Below are 19,342 nucleotides of genomic sequence, written 5' to 3'. Positions count from 1 at the left end.
GGAGCTAGGGGTGCAATGGGCGAAAGCATCGGAAATCATCCACGTTTCAACATCCTCGGTCCACTAGAGGGCTGGGACGAGGAAACGAGGCTTCGGCTCGGGGGGGCCATCCAGGAACGCATCCTGGGAACACTGCTGCTCGAACCGGGCAAAGTACTGACGGTTTCCCGTCTCGTGGAAGCCGCTTGGGAAGAAGACCCGCCAGCCACGGCCATGCACCAGGTGCGCAAGGCCGTGGCCGATCTGCGTAGGCGCATCCCCGACGGCGCGGCCGTCATCGTCACCGACGGGCCCGGATACCGGGTGGCCGTCTCGGACGGGCAGCTGGACCTGACGGACTTCTCGACCGGAGTGCGCGAGGCCAAGGCAGCCGCCGCCGAAGGCCGGACCGCCGAAGCCGCGGAGCTGCTGCGCTCCGCCCTCGCCCTGTGGCGCGGCCCGGTCCTGGCCGGCGCCGGCGGCCCGGTCATCGAAGCGGCGGCGGCAGCCCTGGAGGAACGCCGGCTGACGGCGGCCGAGCAGCTGTGCGAGCTGCGCCTCGCCCTGGGCGAGAGCGCCGAGCTCGTCGTCGACCTGCGCGGGCTGGTATCCCAGTACCCGCTGCGGGAAACCCTGCGCTGCCAGCTGATGCTCGCGCTGTACCGCTCGGGACGCCAGGCCGAGGCGCTGGAGGAGTACGGGAAGGTCCGCGAGCTGCTCGTCGAGGAGCTCGGAATCGATCCGGGCCCCCAGCTGACCAAGGTGTACGAGGGCATCCTGCGGGAGAGCCCCGAGCTGGCCGCACCCGCCGTGGCCGCCCCGGCTCCGGCCCCCGCACCGCCGGCCTCCGCGCCGGCCGAGCCGCCCTGCACCCTGCCGTACGACCTCTCCGACTTCACCGGCCGCGACAAGGAACTCGCCCAGCTGCTCGCATGCAGGGCCGAGACCGCCGGGCAGCGCACCCGGGTCGTGGCGATCGACGGCATGGGCGGCAGCGGTAAGACCGCGCTGGCGGTACGGGCCGCGCACCGGCTGGCCTCCGACTATCCGGACGGGCAGCTCCACATCGACCTGCGCGGGTTCACCTCCGGCGAGCAGCCCGTCACGGCGGGCACGGCCCTCGACAGCCTGCTGCGCTCGCTGGGCATCCCCGGCGAGCGGATCCCCGACGACGCCGAGGCCCGCAGCGCCCTGTGGCGGGCGACCCTCGCCAACAAACGGCTGCTGCTCCTCCTCGACAACACCGTCGACGCGGCCGAGATCAGGCCGCTGCTCCCGGCGTCACCCGGCTGCCTGGTGCTGATCACCAGCCGGGCCCGCCTCGTGGACCTGGACGGGGCCGAGTGGATCTCCATCGGCCTGATGCCGCCCGAGGAGAGCGGCCGGCTGATCGCGGAGACCCTCGGCGAGCAGCGGGTCGAGGCCGAACCGGAGGCGGCGGCCGAACTGGCCCAGCTGTGCGGCCACCTGCCGCTCGCGCTGCGGATCGCCACCGCCCGGCTGCGCAACCGGCCGCGGTGGACCCTGCAGTACCTGGTCACCCGGCTCCAGGACGAGACCCGCCGGCTCGACGAGCTGAGCGCGGGCGAGCGGAGCGTGGCCGCGACCCTGCGGCTGTCCTACCAGGTGATGGACGAGGACTGCCGCACGGCCTTCCGGGTCCTGGCCCTTTACCCGGGCACGGCCCTCGACGTGCATTCGGCGGCGGCCCTGACCGGGACGGACACCCGGGACGCCGAGGACCTGCTGGAATTCATGCTGGACATGCACCTGCTCCAGCAGCCCGAGATCGGGCTCTACGGATTCCACGACCTGGTACGGAGCTTCGCGCACAGCCTGCGCAGCCCCGACACCGAGCGGGACGACGCCTCCGCCTATGTGCGGCTGCTCGACTACTACGTGCTGGGCACCAACGCGGCGTGCTCGGTGCTGTTCGCGGGCCGCCGGGAACACGATCCCGGCTTCGTGCCCCACCCGGCCGAACTGCCGCTGCTGGACGACGCCCGGCTCGCTCGCACCTGGTTCGCACGGGAACACGCCGGGCTGCTGGGCGCCGTGTCGGCGGCGGACCGGATGCGCCTGGACCGGCACGTCGTCCATCTGACCCGCAACTTCATCTTCGCCCTGTACGAGAGCGGGCGGTTCAATGATTTCAAGGCGGTCGGACACGTGTCGGTCGGCGCCGCACGGCGGATCGGGGACCCCGTCCTGCTGGGCGTGGCGCTGTCCAACGTCGGGATCGCCTGCACCAGGCTGGGGAACTTCTGCGAGGGCGTCGAGGTCACCGAGGAGGGCCTGGAGCTCGCGGTGCGCCGCGGCGACCGGTACACCGAGGCCCACTGCGAGGGCACCCTCGGCCTGCTCAAACTGCTGCTCGGGCGCTTGCCGGAGGCCGTCGTCCACCTGGAGCGGGCGGTCGCGCTCGAACGGGAAGTGGGGGCCAAGCGGCAGGAAGCGGAGAGCCTGAGCGTACTGAGCACCGTGTTCACGGAGTGGGGCCGCTACCAGGAGGCCGTGGAGACGGGGCGCAGGGCGGTCGCGCTCAACCGCGAGGTAGGCAACCGGCATCACGAATCGGGGGCTCTGGTCGACGTGGCCTTCGGCTACGCGGGCCTCGGCGAGGGTGAACGCGCACTGGACGTACTGACCCAGGCGCGGGAGCTCTACGATCCCGATGCCGGGGCGGAGGAGCTGGCGCTGCTGCTGGCGCTCTCGGCAGAAGTCACGTACCGGCTCGGCCAGGAGGAGCGGTCCGCGCGGGACGCGGAGCAGGCGCTGGAACTGATCCACTCGACCGCCGTACCGATCCGGCAGGCGAAGACGGAGAACATCCTGGGCGCCCTGCAACGCCGCAGGCTGGCGTACGACGCGGCGATGGAGCTGCACTCGAGCGCGTACCGGATCGCGTCGGCGATCAACTACCGCGCCGAGGAGGCGCACGCCCTGTACGGAATGGCGGAGGCCGCGCAGGGACTGGGTGACAAGGATGCCGCCTTAAGGCATCGGGCGGCGGCCATCGAGCTGTTCGACGCCATGGGCCTGCCCGCCCACCGTCGCAACCGCTGAAAACGCCGCCGCCCCCGTACCGGCGTGCGGTACGGGGGGCGGCGGCGAGTCTTCGGAGCCGTGTCGGCTCAGGGGGTGGGGACCGGCGAGGGGGCGGGGCTCGGGGAGCCCGGTCCCTTGCTGTCGGCGAGGATCTGCTGAGAGACGTGGCCGTCGGCCGCGCCGTCGTCGGATCCGACCATCCCGCCCAGGCCCAGCGTCAGTGCCATCGCGAAGATCCCACCCAGTACCGCCAGCTTGCCGCGCATTTCCCGCCCCGTTCGTTCGTTTTCGTGCCGTCGTCTTGACAGGACTGACTCTGTCCGCGGCCGTTCCCGAACGGTTCCCCCCGCGTTACCGGGCTGACGGTAACGCGGGAACAACGGTGACTACCATGCGTCACGAAGCCAATTGCCGTTCGTTTCAAGCCAGTTGATGGCAGCTATGTGTCATCCAGATGGCTTGATCAAGGCGTACGTGCCACTCGGCAGGAAGTGATCTGCGGACCCCGCGGGGTCAGGACCACCCGGGTGTGCACGGTTCCCGCGTCGTGACCTGCGAGATCGAGCAGGGCCCGGACCACCGACCGCAGGAGCACCCGCTCCTCCTCGCTGGGCGGGGTGTCGGCGGCGATGCCCACGACCGTGTGCATACCGGCCTCCGTGCGGGTCTCTATCTCGTAGCCGGGCCCGTCCAGCGGCTCCGGCACGTGGTACGGCCCCGGGTGGCCGCCGTCCGCGAGGCGCTCGGCCGACGGCTCGACGGTGGACAGCTCGCGCAGCAGCCGGGACAGCTCCCGCTGGTCGTTCAGGTCCAGGTCATGGTTCACAGAAGACTCCTCAGTCGATCAACTGTGCCGAGAGTCCCGCTCCGTCCTCCCGTTCCTGTCCCGTCACGTTCCCGCGCGAGACCACAGCGCCGACCGCCGTGTCAAGGGGGCACCCCGGGCACGGCGGGCCTCCGGGCCGGCCCGGGGGTGCCCTCAGTGCTCGCGCTCCATCGCGTCCAGCACCTCGGCCACCACCGACTCCGGTACACCGGAGACCAGTTCGGCACCGTGGGGTCCGTCCAGGACGAAGGCCAGCCCGCTCGTGGCCTTCTTGTCCAGCCGCATCAGGGCGATGAGTTCCGCCGTTCCCGCCCCGGCGGGAAGCCGGTACGGGAGGTCGTAGGAACGGACGACTTCGAGGTGCTCGGCGACCCGCTCCGGACTGATCCGGCCCAGCGCCCCGGCCAGCCGGCCCGCGAACACCGTGCCGATGGCCACGCCTTCGCCGTGACGCAGGGCGAAGTCGGTCGCCCGCTCCAGGGCGTGGCCGAGGGTGTGGCCGTAGTTGAGGATGTGGCGCAGCCCGGTGTCGCGCTCGTCCGCGGCGACGATCTCGGCCTTGCGGGCCACGCTCGCCGCGATCTGCTCCTCCAGCGGCAGCCCGCGCAGGTCACCGGCGCCGATGAAGTTGGCCCGGGCGATCTCGCCGTAGCCGTTGGTCCACTCCCGCTTCGGCAGGGTGTCCAGGTAGTCGGTGTCGCAGAGCACCGCGGAAGGCTGCCAGTACTGCCCGACCAGGTTCTTGCCCTGGGGCAGGTTGACGGCCGTCTTCCCGCCGACGCTCGCGTCCACCTGCGCCAGCAGGGTCGTGGGCAGGTGGATCACCGGAAGGCCCCGGTGGTAGAGCGCGGCCGCGAGGCCCACCGAGTCGGTGGTGGTGCCTCCGCCCACGGACACGATGGCGTCCGCGCGGCTCAGGCCGAACTCCGCGAAGGCCTGGCACATCCGGTCCACGGTGGCGAGGTTCTTGTCCTCCTCACCGTCGCGCGCCTCCAGGTACAGGGTGGGCACCCCCGTCTCGGGGAGGGTGTCGCGGGGCCGGGCCGAGACCACGGCCACCCGCTGCGCCCCGATCTCGGCGATCTTCTCGGCGAGCAGGTGCCGTACGCCGGAACCGATGTGCACCGGGTACGAACGGTCGCCGAGCTCCACGTCGATCCGTCTGTGGATCCGCGTGTCCGTGGCTGTCACGGTGATTCCCTTTCCGATGGGTCAGTGGGGTCGGACCGGCTGTCAGACCGACTGGAGGACCGGAGTCCTGAGGTCCGCGGCGAACTCGGGCAGGGTGGCCCCCGCCGACAGCGCGGCGCGCAGCGCCCGGGCGCCCAGTGCGGCGGTCTCCGTCGGGATGCCGAGCCGGTCGTGGGTGAGCTGGGCGTGGTCGTACAGCAGGAAGTTGACGGGAACGCCGCTGTCCCGCTGGCCCTCGATCACGGAGCGCACGGCGGGCAGGTACTCCTCCCAGACGCCCCCGTCCACAGCGGGAAGGCCGTTGAGGAGGGTGACGGCGTACCCGTCGGCCTCGGAGGCCAGCTGGACGCGGCCGGCCGGGCTCAGCTCCTCGGTGCCGAACTGCCAGAAGTGGAACAGGAACGCGCCCCGGTCCGCGGGAGCCATCAGGGCGCACAGGTGCCACAGGTGCAGGGTCGCCAGCGTGAGGCGGTCCCGCGGGTCCAGCCCGCCCTCCTGGAGCAGCGCCAGGGCGAACTCGCTGGACTCGGTGGCGAGCCGGTCGGCCAGCCGGATGGTCTGGCTGGTGCAGTACTTGGCGGTCGGCGGGTCGTACTGGTCGGTGACGACCGGCCAGTCGTGGGCGGCGGTGTGGGTCCGCAGCCGGTGCTCCAGCTCCTTGAGGACCTCGTGGGTGGAGTGGAACCACAGACCCAGGTTGGAGCCGGCGTTCTCGTCGGGGCGACGGAACTGCCAGTTGCCTTCCGGGTCGGCCGCACGCAGGTGGCCGGCGAGATCGGCCACCGCGGCCCCGACCACCCGCGAGGAGTGGTCCTCGCTCCGGTTCCTCAGCGGATTCGGTATGCGGACGAAGAGCCAGTCACGACTCACTTCGGATCACCTCGCGGAGGGAGAATTCGAATATGCGTGGACCGCCGAGAGTAATGCGCCCGCCTCCCACTGTCCGGGGGCCTGACCAAAGAATTCGAGCCACCCGGAAGAATAGGGATGGATTAGGGGGTGGCCAGGGTGCCTGCCGACGGATCTTGGGTGAATTACCACGGACCGACCGGGAAATGGCCGAACAATGGGCCGCCCTGAGTAAATCTCGCGGAATGACGCGATACCTCGGATTGGACGTGGGTGGCACCAAGGTCGCCGTGCGCCTGGAAGGCGGGGAGGGCGACGCCGACGCTCCGTACGAGACCGCCTTCCGGTGGACCCGGGGCGCCGACGTACGGGAGGACATGGCGGCCCTCGCCGCCTGCCTGGACCGGGTACGGCTCCACGCGGGCGCCCCGGTGACCGCTGCCGGCCTCGCCCTGCCCGTCACCCTCGACCCTTCGGGAACCGTACTGGCCTGGCCCAACCGGCCCGGCTGGACCGGCCTGGACCTGCGTTCCGAACTGCACCGGATGCTGCCCGGCACCGTCATCTGCCACGCCGACGACGGAGACCTGGCCGCCCTGGCCGAGGCCCGCGCCATCGGCTGCGAGAACCTGGTCTACCTGGGCGTCGGCACCGGGATCGGCGGCGGCGTGGTCCTGGGCGGCCGGCTCTGCCCCGGCCCCGCCCGGGGCTCCTGCGAACTGGGCCACCTCGTGGTCGACCGCACCGGCGCCGTGTGCGACTGCGGCCGCCGCGGCTGCGTCCAGGCCTCGGCCTCCGGCCCCGCGATCCTGCGCCGGGCGGCCGTGCTGCGCGGTGCGCCGGTGGAGTACGCCGAACTGTGCGAAGCCTGGGCGGCGGGAACCTCCTGGGCCGAGGCCGCGGTCGACGAGGGCTGCGCCGTACTCGCCGCAGCCGCGGCCGGCACCGCCGAGCTCTTCCACCAGGAGGTCACCGTGATCGGCGGCGGCTTCGCGGAGGGCCTGCCCGGCTTCGTGGAACGCGTGGAACGCCATGCCCGCGGGCTCGTCCGCCCGGGCGGACCGCAGCCCCGGATCGCCGCTGCCCGCCCGGGCGGACTGTCCTCCCTCGACGGAGCCGTCCTGCTGGCCCGGGACTCGGCCGAGCGGGCCGACTCCGCGGTCGTCTGGTCGCGGACGGCCGCGGCCGCCTGACCAGCCCCCTGACCGAAGACCCCCCTGGACAGCCGCCCCCGCGGTCCAGGGGGGTCTTCCCACCTGAGCTCCTGCCACCTGCCACCTGCCACCTGCCACCCATCAACGCAACGCGAAGGCTGTGAAGAAGAAGATGAACACGATGCGGGCCCTGCTCCGCGCCGACGCCCCCCTGATCGCCGTCAGCTTCGGCGACACCGACAACGACCGCAACGCCCGGGAGGCGAAGGAGGCCGGCATCGACATCGCCGAGCTGCGCATCGACGGCTTCTCGCGCACCGACGAGGACCACGTCTTCACCCAGGTCCGCGCCTTCGTCTCCGTACCCCTCCTGGCCACGATCCGCTCGGCGGCCGAGGGCGGTGCGTGGGAGGGGACCGAGGAGGAGCGCCTCGCGCTCTTCCGGGCGGTGGCCCCGCACGTCCACGCGGTGGACGTGGAGCTCTCCTCCCGGGAGATCCTGGCCGAGGTCATCGCCGCGGCGCACGAGCACGACACCCTGGCCCTGGTCTCGTTCCACGACTTCGACCGCACTCCGGGGACCGCCGAGCTCGAAGCGGTGGTCGCCGACGCGAAGGCGGCCGGCGCCGACCTCGTCAAGGTGTCCACGATGGCGCGCTCCCCCGAGGACCTCAGGCGGCTCGCCGCGCTGCTGCTGACGGCGGGCGCCGACATCCCCCTGACCGTCATCGCCATGGGCACGGAGGGCAGCGCCTCGCGCGTGTTCTTCCCCGGTCTCGGTTCGCGGATCACCTACTCCTTCTTCGGCGAGAGCTTCGCCCCGGGCCAGCTCGACTTCGCCGAGACCAGCCGGCTGCTGCGCGCCTTCTCCCCCGCCTACGACCGGCGCAGGACCGCACGGGGCTGACCCCGGCGCACCACCCCCGCAAGGGGGGAACGGAAACGGGAGCGGGGCGCACCGGCCAGTCCAGGCCGGTGCGCCCCGCTCCTTCTTCGCCCTCGGTCAGGCGCCCTCGGTCAGGCGGCCTTGCGCAGGATGGTGTCGACGACGGAGTCGAAGTCGTCGGCCTTGACCAGGACGCGGAACTTCTCGTGCCCGTCCTCGACGGTCAGGCAGCGGCGGCCGACCAGCATGACCGAGCCGTTCTCCAGGGCGCGGGCGCGGATGACGGTGCGGTTGGAGACCAGCTCGCCCGCCCAGTTCCACTCGGGGCTGACCGGCACCGGCTGGGAGGGGTCGCGGTTCCACTCCGAGAGGCTGCGGGCGGTCTGCTTGAAGCGGTAGACGTGGTGCCAGTCGCTCTCGCGGGTCTTGCGCTGGAGGACCTGGTAGCCCTCGTCCTCGACGACGCGGTAGGCGCAGCCGTACTGCTCCTGGACCTCCGGGCTGACCTTGACCGGGTCGATGAACGAGGGGCCGGCGAAGCCGGTGTCGGCCAGCCAGACGTCGCCGTCGATGTTCACGCCGATGAAGAGGTGCTCCAGGTCCGGGCCGAACCCGCCGTCCGGGCCGCGCACGCCCGCCGCGAGGATGTCCACGTCGAAGCCCAGGTCCGTGAGGAGCTTGCGGAACAGGCCGCTGAGCTCGAAGCACGTACCGCCGGCGCCGCCGGTGACGATCTCGTCGAAGGACTTGTCCACGTCGATCTCGACGTAGTCCCAGATGTAGTCGCCGCGTTCGGCGTTCACGGAGTTGTCGAACGGGACCGTACGCAGGTGCGCGCTGTGCAGGCTTCGGAGGGTCTCCACGGTGGGCTCAAGGGACCCGGTGTGGCCGAGGTGCGCCAGGTATGCCTCGACGTTATACATGTGCGGCGTCCTTCATTCGTCGATTGATTCCGGCCGAGTGCGACGGCCCTTTGCCTTCGCCAGCAATATTTCCATTCACCAGCACACGGACGACACCCCGCACAACCCCCTATTCGGAAAATCCCGCACGGAATCGGAATGCAATTCGCCCCGCCGGAATACCCGGCGGGGCGAATTGCGGATCAGCGGTTTCCCACCGCGGAGGGGGTTGCGCGCGTCAGGACGCGGTGACCTTCTCCTTCTCGGGGGCGGCCGCGGCGGCGGGCTCGGCCGCTTCGGCCGGGGCGGCCTGCGTCTTGAGGAAGAAGGCCAGGAACGAACCGGCGATGGCGGCGATGCCGCCGACGAGCGCCGAGTTCTGCAGGCCGTTCAGGACGTCACCGGCCGCGTTCGAGGCACCCTCGCCGAGGTCGAGGCCCGAGTTGGCGACCGCGATCAGCGCGGCCATGCCCATGCCGCCGCCCAGCTGGGCGATGGTCTGGGTCAGGCCGGAGGCGACACCCTGCTCGTGCGGGGCGGCGTTGGAACCGGCCGCCATGAAGATCGCCGGGTAGAGCATGCCCGCGAACAGGCCCCAGATCAGGACGCCGGGGAGCAGCGGCCAGAAGCTGGTGCTCTCGGACATCGTGAAGGCCAGCACGATCATGGAAGCACCGAGGCCGGAGAGGCCGCCGAACAGGGCGTAGCGCACGCCCCACTTCTGGACGACGAACGGCAGCAGCTTGCCCGAGCCGAGCATCGCGACGGCGCTCATCGGCAGGAAGGCGAGACCCGCCTGGAGCGGGGAGTAGCCGATGACGGTCTGCAGGTGCACGAAGAAGAGGTAGTTCAGGGTGTTGATGACGCCCTGGAAGACGAAGACGACCAGGATCGCGGTCACCAGGCCGCGGTAGCTCCACATGTGCGCGGGGGCCAGCGGGTCCTTGGTCTTGGCCTCGACGAGGAAGAACAGGACGCCGAGCGCGGCGCCGACGCCGAGCGTGGTGATGGTGCTGGCGGAGGTCCAGCCGGCCTCGGGGCCGCTGATGAGGCCGTAGACGAGCAGGGTCGAGGCACCGGTGGCGATGAGCGCGCCGGGGATGTCGAACTTGCCGCCGTCACCGGAGCGGACGTCGGGGGCGACGAAGGCGAAGATGCCGACGATCGCGAGGACGCAGAGCGGGATGTTCACGTAGAACACGGAGGCCCAGCCGAGGTAGTCGGTGAGCACGCCGCCGGCCAGGGAGCCGATGATCGAGCCGGAGGCGCCGGCCGAACCCCACAGGGCGTAGGCCTTGTTGCGCTCGGCGCCTTCCTTGAAGGAGCTGTTGATCAGCGACAGGGTCGCGGGGAAGAGCAGCGCGCCGCCCAGGCCCTGGACCACGCGCATCGCGATGAGCAGACCGGGGCTGCCGGCGAGGCCGCCGACCGCGGAGGCGCCGCCGTACAGGGCGAGCGCGAGGACGAGCATGACGCGGGCGCCGAGGCGGTCAACGGCGCGGCCGCCGAAGAGGATCGCACCGCCGAGGCCGACGGCGTAGGCGCTGACGACCCACTGGAGCGACTGGGCGGTGAAGCCGAGGTCCTTGCCGATCTCCGGCAGGGCCACGTAGACGATGTTGTAGTCGATCGAGAAGATCAGCATGCAGAACGCGATGAGGGCCATCGCGATCCCAGGCCGTCCGGTGGACGCCTGGGGAGAGGTGGAAGTCACTTCCATACCCATTTCTGTGTAACTGGCGGGGGTTGGTGCACGGGGGGTGCGTGCGCGGGGTCGAGCCGGCGCCCGGGGAACTACTGGCCGAGGCTGCCGATGCTGCGGGGGTGGCGGAAGAAGTTGTTCGGGTCGTAGGCCTTCTTCACCTTCTTCAGGCGGAGGTAGTTGTCGCCGTAGTACTGCGTCGCCCAGTCCGGAAGGCTGGAGCCGGGGAAGTTGACGTAGGCGCCGTTGCTGATCGGGTTGAGGACGTCCGCACCGGTCTGCACGAAGGCCGAGGCGGCGGCCTCGGACTCCGGGGTCGGCGCGTCGAGCTGGCCGACGTAGCCGATGACGAAGTTGGCCTGGCGGTGTACGTACGCGGTCGCCGTCGGGGAGACGTTGTTCGCGTTGCCGCCCACCGCCATGCAGTGCACGACGCGGCGCTGGCCGGCCACCCGGTTGGAGTCCAGGGTGCTGAGCACGGTGGAGATCTGGGAGGGCGTGAAGGGCTGGTTGAACATGCGGTACGCGTCGCGCTGGAAGGCCGTGCGGTGCAGGTGCGCCTCGGCGCCGGTGCCCTCGCGGTGGCACTGCTCCTGGGTGAGGTCGCCGCAGCCGTACGCGGTCTTCATGGCGTCCGCGTAGGGCAGGTCGCTCGCGAAGGTGCTCGTCGGCTGCGCGCCGACCAGCGAGGTCAGCTGCGCGAGCGCGGCCTGGGCCTCGGACTCGGGGCCGTGGTAGCCGCCGGTGATGATCACCATCGGGACGTTGCCGGGAGCGGCGTCGGGCAGGTTGTAGATCAGCGCGGAGCCGAGGTTGACGGAAGCGTTGAGCTGCCAGGTCTGCCAGGCCGCAAAGACCTGCTCGGCCTTGTCCCAGGCCCACATGGTGGAGAAGAAGACCATGCGCGGCGCGTCGATCGGGGCGACCTCGAACTCGGTGACGACGCCGAAGTTGCCGCCGCCGCTGCCCCGCAGGGCCCAGAACAGGTCGGAGTACGAGGTCTCCGAGGCGCGGATCAGCCGGCCGTCGGCCAGGACGATCTGAGCCGAGCGCAGCCGGTCGCTGCCCAGGCCGAACTTCCTCGTCTGGAAGCCGATGCCACCGCCGGAGATGAACCCGCCGGGGGCCACCGTCGGGCAGGTGCCCGCGATGACCTGCTTGTTGTACGGGGCCAGGGCGTGCAGCGCGTCGATGGACTGCAGACCCGGACCGATCTTGACGGTGGAGGTGCCGACCGTGGCGTGGTTGAGACGGGAGGTGTCGATGACGAGGCCCTCGCCGGTGGACCAGCCGTTGAAGTTGTGGCCACCGCTGCGGACCCGCACGGAGATGCCGTTGGTACGGGCGTAGTTCACCAGCGCCTGGACGTCCTGGGGCGTCTCGGGGTAGGCGATGGCCTGCGGGTGGACCGCGTCGAATGCCGCGATCTGCAGTTCCTTCGCCGCGTTGTAGCCGGAGTCGACGGGGAGCACGATGTCACCCTGGATCCGCGCCGCGAGGCCGGCCCATCCGGTACCGGAACCGGTGGCGTCGGCAAATACCGGCAGAGTGCCGACGCCCACGGCCGTTGCCGTGAGTGCCAGTCCTGCACCGGCACGGAGGATGGTTCGCCTGCTCTGCATGTGGGCACTCCCAAGTAGCCAACGGTGACGGCGGATACCGCGCCCCCGATTAACTCAGCGACCGGTAATCGTCCGCCCATCGCGCGGTATGCGGGCGATGGGTATGCGGGCCATTGGCGTGCGGGCCGCGGGAGCGCCGGTCCGGCGCATTACCCGACCGGCTGCGCCACACATTCCTTGGCGACCGTGCGGCGAATGATGTCCAGGACCTCGTTCTGGTGCCGGGTCAGATAGAAGTGGCCGCCCTTGAAGGTGTGCAGGGAGAAGTCCACGGAGGTGTGCGCGGACCAGGCCTGCGCCTCGTCCGCCGTCACCTGGGGGTCGTCGTCCCCGGTGAGGACCACGAGCGGGGTGGACAGCGGCGGGCGCGGGCGGTGCCGGTAGGTCTCGATGGCCTCGTAGTCGCTGCGCAGCGCCGGAAGGATCATCTCGAGCAGCTCCTCGTCCATGAGCATCCCGGAATCGGTGCCGTCCAGGAGCTTCAGCTCCGCGATCACCCCGGCGTCCGAGCGCAGGTGGACGGATTCCTCGCGGTGGCGGGAGGGCGCCCGGCGCGCGGAGGCGAACAGGGCGGCCGGGGCGGTGCCCGCGTCCTCCAGCCGGGCCGCGACCTCGTAGCCGAGGAGTCCGCCCATGCTGTGGCCGAACAGGGCGAGCGGGCGGTCGGCCCAGGGCAGCAGGGCTTCGGTGATCCGGTCGGCGAGCTCGTCGAGCCGGGTGATGCCCGGCTCGTGCCGGCGGTCCTGGCGGCCGGGGTACTGGACGGCCAGTACGTCCATCGCGGGCGCGAGCGCGCGGGCGACGGGGAAGTAGAAGCTCGCCGAACCGCCTGCGTGCGGGAGGCAGACCAGCCGGACGGGCGCCTCGGGGGCGGGCTGGAACCTGCGGAGCCAGGGGTCTTCGTGCGTCATCGGGGGCCTCGATCCATTCTCTGGTCATCGGACGGGAATTCGTTCCGGCTTTTTCGCGGCCTTTTCGCGTCGTGCGGCGGACCGCCCTCGGAGTGCGGTTCCGCAACGGCAGCGCATTTACCGGGAAAGCTACAACACTCTTCCAACGGCCTTGGGGGCAAGCCTTTATGGGGCTTTCCGCAAGGGCTCTATAGGGGGATCCATAGGGGGATGACGCTCCCGCCGTCAGCCAGTAAATTTCCGCCCAGCATTTGACTCACAGGGAGCAGAGAAAAATGAGCCAGCTTTCCCGGCAGACTCCGGACTTCCCCGTTTGGCCCCAATTCGGGGACGAGGAGCGCACCGGACTGATCCGTGCCCTCGAGCAGGGTCAGTGGTGGCGCATGGGTGGCAGCGAGGTCACCACCTTCGAGCGCGAGTTCGGCGACTACCACGGCGCCGAGTACGCCCTGGCGGTGACGAACGGCACCCACGCGCTGGAGCTCGCCCTCCAGGTGCTCGGCGTCGGCCCGGGCACCGAGGTCATCGTGCCCGCGTTCACCTTCATCTCGTCCTCGCAGGCGGCGCAGCGGCTCGGTGCCGTGGCCGTCCCCGTCGACGTGGACCCCTTCACCTACAACATCGACCCGGCCGCCGTCGCCGCCGCGATCACCCCGCGCACCGCGGCGATCATGCCGGTGCACATGGCCGGTCAGATCGCGGACATGGACGCGCTGGGCAAGCTGTCCGCGGACAGCGGTGTCCCGCTGATCCAGGACGCCGCGCACGGGCACGGCGCCGAGTGGGACGGCAAGAAGGTCGGCGAGTTCGGCGCCGTCGCGGCGTTCAGCTTCCAGAACGGCAAGCTGATGACCGCGGGCGAGGGCGGCCTGGTCACCTTCAACGACGCGGAGCAGTTCGAGACCGCGTTCCTGCGCCACAGCTGCGGCCGTCCGCACAGTGACCGCTACTACTTCCACAAGACGTCCGGCTCCAACTTCCGGATGAACGAGTTCTCGGCGGGCGTGCTCCGCGCCCAGCTGGCCCGCCTCGGCGGCCAGATCGACACCCGCGAGCACAACTGGCCGATCCTGTCCGGGCTGCTCTCGGAGATCCCCGGCGTGGTGCCGCAGCACATCGACCCGCGCATCACCCGCAACCCGCACTACATGGCGATGTTCCGCCTCCCGGGCTGGACCGCCGAGCGCCGCAATGCGCTCGTCGACCGTCTGATCGCCCGCGGTCTGCCGGCCTTCGCCGCCTTCCGCGCGATCTACCGCTCGGACGGCTTCTGGGAGACCGGCGCCCCCGCGGAGACGGTCGACCAGATCGCCGCCCGCTGCCCCAACACCGAGGCGATCTACGCGGACGCCATCTGGCTGCACCACCGCACCCTGCTCGGCACCGAGGCGCAGATGCACGAGATCGCGAACATCCTCTCCGACGAACTGGCCGCCGAGTGAGCTCCCCGCTCCGGGTGGCCGTGGTGGGCCTCGGCTGGGCGGGACGGTCCATCTGGCTGTCCCGCCTGGCCGCCCACCCGGCGTTCGAGGTGACCGCGGTGGTGGACCCCTCCCCCATCGCGGCGGAGATCGCCGCCGAGACCGGTCCGGGCGTGCTCGCCCTGTCCGACATCGACGAGCTGACCCCCGCCCTTGCGGACCTCGCGGTCGTCGCCGTCCCCAACCACCTGCACGCCAAGGTGGCCTGCCGGCTGCTGGAGCGCGGCATCCCGGTCTTCCTGGAGAAGCCGGTCTGCCTGAACTCGGCCGAGGCGGACGAACTCGCCGCCGCCGAACTCGCCGGCGGAGCCGTCCTGCTGGCCGGCAGTGCGGCCCGCTACCGCGCCGACGTGATGGCGCTGCGCGAGGCCGCGGCCGGGCTGGGGCCGCTGCGGCACATCGACATCTCCTGGGTCCGCGCCCGGGGCGTCCCGGACGCCGGCGGCTGGTTCACCCAGAGCCAGTTGTCGGGCGGCGGCGCCCTGGTCGACCTCGGCTGGCACCTGCTGGACACGGTGTCGCCGCTGATCGGCCCGGCCGAGTACGAGGAGGTCGTCGGGTCCGTCTCCGACGACTTCATCGCGGCCGCCTCGCACGGCGCCTCCTGGCGGCACGAGGACGCGAAGTCCACGTCCGGCGGCGACGTGGAGGACACCGCGCGCGGTTTCCTGGTCACCGAGGACGGGGTCTCCGTCTCGCTGCGCGCGAGCTGGGCCTCCCACGAGGCCCTCGACAGCACGGTGATCAAGGTGGAGGGCGCTTCGGGCACGGCCTCGCTGCGGTGCACCTTCGGATTCAGCCCCAACCGGGCCGGCGGCAGCGAGCTGTCCTCGACCAGGGCGGGCGAGAGCACGCCGATCGCGTTCGACGAAGAGCCGATCGGGGCGGAGTACGACCGCCAGCTCGACGCACTGCCGGCCCTGCTCGCCGATCCCGCGTCCCGGGGCAAGGCCGTCGAGGACACCCGCCGGACCATCGCCGTGATCGAGCGGATCTACACCTCGGCACGTCGCGCGCGGTCCCGCAGGCAGGAACTCGCGTCCGCGCGCTGAGCGGCGCCCGTACTCCTCGCACCCCTCTCCACCCCGCACACACCGTCTTCTGGGAGATCCCCGTGAACACTGGTACAGCCCTGCACGCCTCTGCCCGCACCCTCGCGTTCGAACACCCCAAGAGCGTGATCGTCTTCGATCTCGACGGAGTGATCGTGGACAGCTTCCCGGTCATGCGCGAGGCCTTCAACCTCGCCTACGCCGAGGTCGTCGGTGACGGAAAGGCTCCGTTCGAGGAGTACGAGCGCCACCTCGGGCGATATTTTCCCGACATCATGAAGATCATGGGCCTGCCGCTGGCGATGGAGGGCCCCTTCGTCCGGGAGAGTTATCGCCTCGCACATCTGGTCCCCCTCTTCCCCGGCGTCCGCGAGGTCCTGGAGGAGCTGCGCGCCCGCGGCTTCCGGACCGCGATAGCCACCGGCAAGGCCGGTGACCGGGCCCGGCACCTGCTGACCCAGCTGGACGTCATCCACCTCTTCGACCACGTCATCGGCTCGGACGAGGTGGCCCGCGCCAAGCCCGCCCCGGACATCGTCCTGCACGCCCTGGACCTGCTCGGGGCCCGCCCCGAGGAGTCGCTGATGCTCGGTGACGCCGTCACCGACATCGCCGCCGCCCGCGGCGCCGGCATCGCCGCCGTGGCCGCGCTGTGGGGCGAGTCCGACTCGGCCGACCTGCTGGCCACCTTCCCGGACGCCGCCCTCGACGCCCCGGCGGAGCTGCTGGCCCTGCTCCCGTCGGTGGTCACCAGCTGACCACTCCCGTGCCGCCCCTCACTCCCCCGGGGACACGGCCCGTTCAGCGCCCGGCACCCGGTCCGGCCCTCCGCATCCCGAGGGCCGGACCGATGTGTTCGGCGCGGTGGATACACGGTTCCCGGTCAGTGACACGCCCTCCCCGATAGTGGCGCCGCGGCCGGTGGACGGTCATCACCATTGGGGGAGCAATGCTTGTCGAGCGGGACGAACACCTAGGCCGTCTGCACCTGATCCAGGAAGCGGCCCGGTCCGGCAAGGGCCGGATGGTGCTGCTCGAAGGCCCGTCCGCGACGGGCAAGACCGAACTGCTGCACGTGTTCGCCGACCGCGCCGAAGCCGCCGGATTCCGGCTGCTGCACGCCGTCTGCTCCCGGTCCGACCAGGACCTCCCCTTCGGCGCCGCCAAACAGCTCTTCCGCGCCGCCGGCCTGTCCACCGAAGACCTCCCCGCCACCCCCACGGCCGCCGAAGCCGCCCCCGTCGGCGAACTCACGCACACCGTCGACGAGTTGTGCGTGGCCCTGCTCGAACGGGCCACCGCCGAACCGCTGCTGCTCGCCGTGGACGACGCCCAGTACGCCGACGCCCACTCGCTGCGCGTCCTGCTGCACCTCGCACGCCGGCTGCGCTCGGCCAAGGTCGCCGTGCTGCTCGTGGAGAACACCGACATCGCCTCCCCCCACCGGCTCCTCCAGGCCGAGCTGCTGCGCAACCCCCACCTGTCCCGGATCCGGGTCGCCCCGCTCACCGAGGACGGCTCCACCGCGTTCCTCGCCGAACGCCTGGGACCCCACCGGGGCCACCCGCACGCGGCCGCCCTGCACTCCTTCAGCGGCGGCAACCCGCTGCTGCTCGGAGCCCTCGCCGACGACCTGGACGCCGGGCACGAAGACGCCCGCGGCTACGGACTCGCCCTGCTCAGCTGCCTGCACCGCGGGGAGCCCGCCACCCTGGCCGTGGCCCGCGCCGTGGCCGTGCTCGACACCCACGCGACCCCCGACGGGCTGGCCGTCCTCGCCGCCACCGACCGGGAGACCCTCGAAGCGACCCGGCGGGCCATGGCCGTCGCCGGGCTGCTCACCGACGAGGGCGAACTGCGCCACCCCCGCGCCCGCGCCGCCGTACTCGAGGACATCGAGCCCCGGGAGCGCTCCGCACTGCACCAGCGGGCCGCCCGGCTGCTCTACGAGGGCGGCGCGGAAGCGGGCCGGGTCGCCCGGCACCTGCTCGAGGCGGGCCGCGCCGACCAGCCGTGGGCCGTCCAGGTACTGCTCGACGCCGCCGAGCACGAGCGGCTCGCCGACCGCCCCGACACCGCGACGGCCTGCCTGGAACTCGCCCACCGCTCCAGCGGCGACAAGCAGGAACGGGCCACGGCCCTGGCCCGGCTCACCCACACCGCCTTCCAGCGCGACCCCTCGGCGGCCGTCCGCCACCTGGCCTCGCTGCTCGCCGCCGAACAGGCCGGCTACCTCGGCTTCCACGAATCCACCCTGCTGCTGCGGCAGTTGCTGTGGCACGGCCGCACCCAGGAGTCGGCCGAGCTGCTGGAGCGGCTGCGGACCGCCACCACCGACCGGCCCACCGGGCCCGGCTCCGAACTGGCCGACCTGGAACAGTGGCTGTCGTGGGCCCACCCCTCGCTGGCCCGGCCCGTCGGCACGGCCAACGCCGCCAGTGCGGCGGCCCAGCGGGGCGCCACCGTCGTGACCCTGCGCAGCGACCCGTGGCTCGGCCGCGCCGCCGCCCTCGCCGACCAGCTGGCCCGCAACCGGCCCGGAGCCGCCGAACGCGCCGAGCAGGTGCTGTGGGACCTGCGGCTGAGCCGGGGCGCGAGCTGGGCCGACGAGACCGCGATGCTCGCGCTGCTGACCCTGCTGCGCTACGGCAGCGCCGACAACGCCGCCGACTGGTGCGAGCGGCTCGTCATCGACGCCCAGGAACGCTCCGCGACCACCTGGCAGGCCGTGTTCACCGGCATCCGGGCCGAGATCGCGGTCCGCCAGGGCGATCTGACCTCGGCCGTGGAACGGGCCCAGGAGGCCCTGGCCCTGCTGCCCGTCAAATCCTGGGGCGTACTGGCGGGACTGCCGCTGGGCAGCCTGATCGTCGCCCACACCCGGCTGGGCCAGTACGAGGAGGCCTCCCGCCAGCTGGGCCAGTCCGTGCCGGACAGCATGTACGAGAGCTGGTTCGGGCTGTCCTACCTGGAGGCCCGCGGCGTCCTGCACCTGTCCACCCACCACCATCACGCGGCGCTGGCCGACTTCCTGTCCTGCGGCGAACTCCAGCGCAGCTGGGGCGTCGACGCGGTGGGCCCGGTGCCCTGGCGGGTCGGCGCGGCCGAGGCGTGCGTACGCCTGGGCAATACGGACCGGGCCCGCCAGCTGGTCCACGAGCAGCTCGCGCGGCCCGGCGCCGGCAACGCCCGCACCCGCGGCCTGGCGCTGCGCCTCTACGCGGCGACCAGCCAGCCGGGCCGCGGCCTCCAGCAGCTCACCGAGGCGCTGGAGCTCCTCGAGTCCACCGGCGACCGGTACGAACAGGCCCGGGTGCTGGCCGACATGAGCCGGACCTACTACGCGCTCGGCGAGCACCGCAGGGCCCGTACCCTCTTCCGCCAGGGCCTGCACGTGGCCAACGCCTGCAAGGCGCAGCCGCTGGCCCAGGAACTGCTGTCGGGCTCCGCCGAGCAGCCCGCGACGATGTCCGCCGCCGAGGGCGGCCAGAGCACCGAGGGCTTCGAACTCAGCGACTCCGAGAAGCGGGTGGCCTCCCTCGCGGTGATGGGCTACACCAACCGGGAGATCGCCACGAAGCTCTACATCACGGCGAGCACCGTGGAGCAGCACCTCACCCGCGTCTACCGCAAGCTGCGGGTCAAGCGGCGCCAGGACCTGCCGGCCGACCTCTGGATGAACGCCACGCGGGCCGGCTGAGGCCGGCAGCGGCGCGAAGCCCCGTACCCCTGCCGGGAG

General features: G+C 71.6%; 15 protein-coding genes. 7 read left to right on the top strand and 8 right to left on the bottom strand.

Translation table 11 applies throughout. The features are described 5' to 3' along the window. Positions 1-15 precede the first annotated feature (15 nt). Positions 16-3,045, top strand: coding sequence for an AfsR/SARP family transcriptional regulator (locus OG490_RS20485; RefSeq protein WP_330297751.1), 3,030 nt, complete (start codon positions 16-18; stop codon positions 3,043-3,045). A gap of 68 nt (positions 3,046-3,113) precedes the next feature. On the opposite strand, the gene OG490_RS20480 is transcribed toward OG490_RS20485, so the two are convergent. The 4 genes from OG490_RS20480 to OG490_RS20465 form a co-directional block, all read right to left on the bottom strand. Further along, the gene (locus tag OG490_RS20480) at positions 3,114-3,293 is read right to left on the bottom strand and encodes a hypothetical protein (protein WP_330297750.1); all 180 of its coding nucleotides are present in this window, start codon (positions 3,291-3,293) and stop codon (positions 3,114-3,116) included. A 197-nt stretch (positions 3,294-3,490) separates the two neighbouring features. After that, on the bottom strand, positions 3,491-3,853 hold the full coding sequence (locus OG490_RS20475) for a hypothetical protein (RefSeq protein ID WP_330297749.1): 363 nt from the start codon (positions 3,851-3,853) through the stop codon (positions 3,491-3,493). Positions 3,854-4,006: 153 nt separating this feature from the next. Continuing rightward, positions 4,007-5,044: a 3-dehydroquinate synthase family protein gene (locus OG490_RS20470; RefSeq protein WP_330297748.1), complete on the bottom strand. Its 1,038-nt coding sequence runs from the start codon at positions 5,042-5,044 to the stop codon at positions 4,007-4,009. A gap of 42 nt (positions 5,045-5,086) precedes the next feature. Further along, positions 5,087-5,914, bottom strand: a complete 828-nt coding sequence (locus OG490_RS20465; protein WP_330297747.1) for a lantibiotic dehydratase C-terminal domain-containing protein — start codon at positions 5,912-5,914, stop codon at positions 5,087-5,089. Positions 5,915-6,138: 224 nt separating this feature from the next. On the opposite strand from OG490_RS20465, the gene OG490_RS20460 reads away from it, so the two are divergent. Together OG490_RS20460 and aroD are read left to right on the top strand one after the other, a co-directional pair. After that, entirely contained in the window at positions 6,139-7,086 is a 948-nt protein-coding gene (locus tag OG490_RS20460) for an ROK family protein (protein ID WP_330297746.1), read from the top strand. Between the two features lie 121 nt (positions 7,087-7,207). Continuing rightward, positions 7,208-7,954 (top strand): type I 3-dehydroquinate dehydratase, encoded by a 747-nt coding sequence (gene aroD / locus OG490_RS20455; RefSeq protein ID WP_330297745.1) that lies wholly within the window; start codon positions 7,208-7,210, stop codon positions 7,952-7,954. Between the two features lie 110 nt (positions 7,955-8,064). On the opposite strand, the gene OG490_RS20450 is transcribed toward aroD, so the two are convergent. The 4 genes from OG490_RS20450 to OG490_RS20435 form a co-directional block, all read right to left on the bottom strand. Continuing rightward, on the bottom strand, positions 8,065-8,856 hold the full coding sequence (locus OG490_RS20450; RefSeq protein WP_330297744.1) for an arylamine N-acetyltransferase family protein: 792 nt from the start codon (positions 8,854-8,856) through the stop codon (positions 8,065-8,067). A gap of 217 nt (positions 8,857-9,073) precedes the next feature. Continuing rightward, the gene (locus OG490_RS20445) at positions 9,074-10,501 is read right to left on the bottom strand and encodes an MFS transporter (RefSeq protein WP_330297743.1); all 1,428 of its coding nucleotides are present in this window, start codon (positions 10,499-10,501) and stop codon (positions 9,074-9,076) included. Positions 10,502-10,629: 128 nt separating this feature from the next. Next, complete coding sequence (locus tag OG490_RS20440) at positions 10,630-12,159, bottom strand: FAD-binding oxidoreductase (RefSeq protein WP_330297742.1); 1,530 nt, start codon at positions 12,157-12,159, stop codon at positions 10,630-10,632. Between the two features lie 149 nt (positions 12,160-12,308). Further along, entirely contained in the window at positions 12,309-13,070 is a 762-nt protein-coding gene (locus OG490_RS20435) for a thioesterase II family protein (RefSeq protein WP_330297741.1), read from the bottom strand. A gap of 275 nt (positions 13,071-13,345) precedes the next feature. On the opposite strand from OG490_RS20435, the gene OG490_RS20430 reads away from it, so the two are divergent. The 4 genes from OG490_RS20430 to OG490_RS20415 all read left to right on the top strand — a co-directional run bounded on the left by OG490_RS20430 (position 13,346) and on the right by OG490_RS20415 (position 19,303). Further along, positions 13,346-14,512, top strand: coding sequence for a DegT/DnrJ/EryC1/StrS family aminotransferase (locus tag OG490_RS20430; protein ID WP_330297740.1), 1,167 nt, complete (start codon positions 13,346-13,348; stop codon positions 14,510-14,512). Continuing rightward, positions 14,509-15,603, top strand: coding sequence for a Gfo/Idh/MocA family protein (locus OG490_RS20425; RefSeq protein ID WP_330297739.1), 1,095 nt, complete (start codon positions 14,509-14,511; stop codon positions 15,601-15,603). The genes OG490_RS20430 and OG490_RS20425 overlap by 4 nt, the downstream gene beginning before the upstream one ends. Before the next feature lie 62 nt (positions 15,604-15,665). After that, on the top strand, positions 15,666-16,361 hold the full coding sequence (locus OG490_RS20420) for an HAD-IA family hydrolase (RefSeq protein WP_330297738.1): 696 nt from the start codon (positions 15,666-15,668) through the stop codon (positions 16,359-16,361). Between the two features lie 191 nt (positions 16,362-16,552). Then, positions 16,553-19,303, top strand: a complete 2,751-nt coding sequence (locus tag OG490_RS20415) for a helix-turn-helix transcriptional regulator (protein WP_330297737.1) — start codon at positions 16,553-16,555, stop codon at positions 19,301-19,303. Positions 19,304-19,342 lie beyond the last annotated feature (39 nt).

This window comes from Streptomyces sp. NBC_00503 (assembly GCF_036346895.1).
Classification (GTDB): Bacteria; Actinomycetota; Actinomycetes; order Streptomycetales; family Streptomycetaceae; genus Streptomyces.
This window is presented reverse-complemented; position numbering and strand designations above follow the sequence as displayed.

What these genes read in the sequence shown, in the direction of transcription:
- OG490_RS20485 (WP_330297751.1), top strand. Translation starts at nt 16, where the DNA reads ATGGGCGAAAGCATCGGAAATCATCCACGTTTCAACATCCTCGGTCCA.
- OG490_RS20480 (WP_330297750.1), bottom strand. Translation starts at nt 3,293, where the DNA reads ATGCGCGGCAAGCTGGCGGTACTGGGTGGGATCTTCGCGATGGCACTG.
- OG490_RS20460 (WP_330297746.1), top strand. Translation starts at nt 6,139, where the DNA reads ATGACGCGATACCTCGGATTGGACGTGGGTGGCACCAAGGTCGCCGTG.
- OG490_RS20450 (WP_330297744.1), bottom strand. Translation starts at nt 8,856, where the DNA reads ATGTATAACGTCGAGGCATACCTGGCGCACCTCGGCCACACCGGGTCC.
- OG490_RS20445 (WP_330297743.1), bottom strand. Translation starts at nt 10,501, where the DNA reads ATGGCCCTCATCGCGTTCTGCATGCTGATCTTCTCGATCGACTACAAC.
- OG490_RS20440 (WP_330297742.1), bottom strand. Translation starts at nt 12,159, where the DNA reads ATGCAGAGCAGGCGAACCATCCTCCGTGCCGGTGCAGGACTGGCACTC.
- OG490_RS20435 (WP_330297741.1), bottom strand. Translation starts at nt 13,070, where the DNA reads ATGACGCACGAAGACCCCTGGCTCCGCAGGTTCCAGCCCGCCCCCGAG.
- OG490_RS20430 (WP_330297740.1), top strand. Translation starts at nt 13,346, where the DNA reads ATGAGCCAGCTTTCCCGGCAGACTCCGGACTTCCCCGTTTGGCCCCAA.
- OG490_RS20415 (WP_330297737.1), top strand. Translation starts at nt 16,553, where the DNA reads ATGCTTGTCGAGCGGGACGAACACCTAGGCCGTCTGCACCTGATCCAG.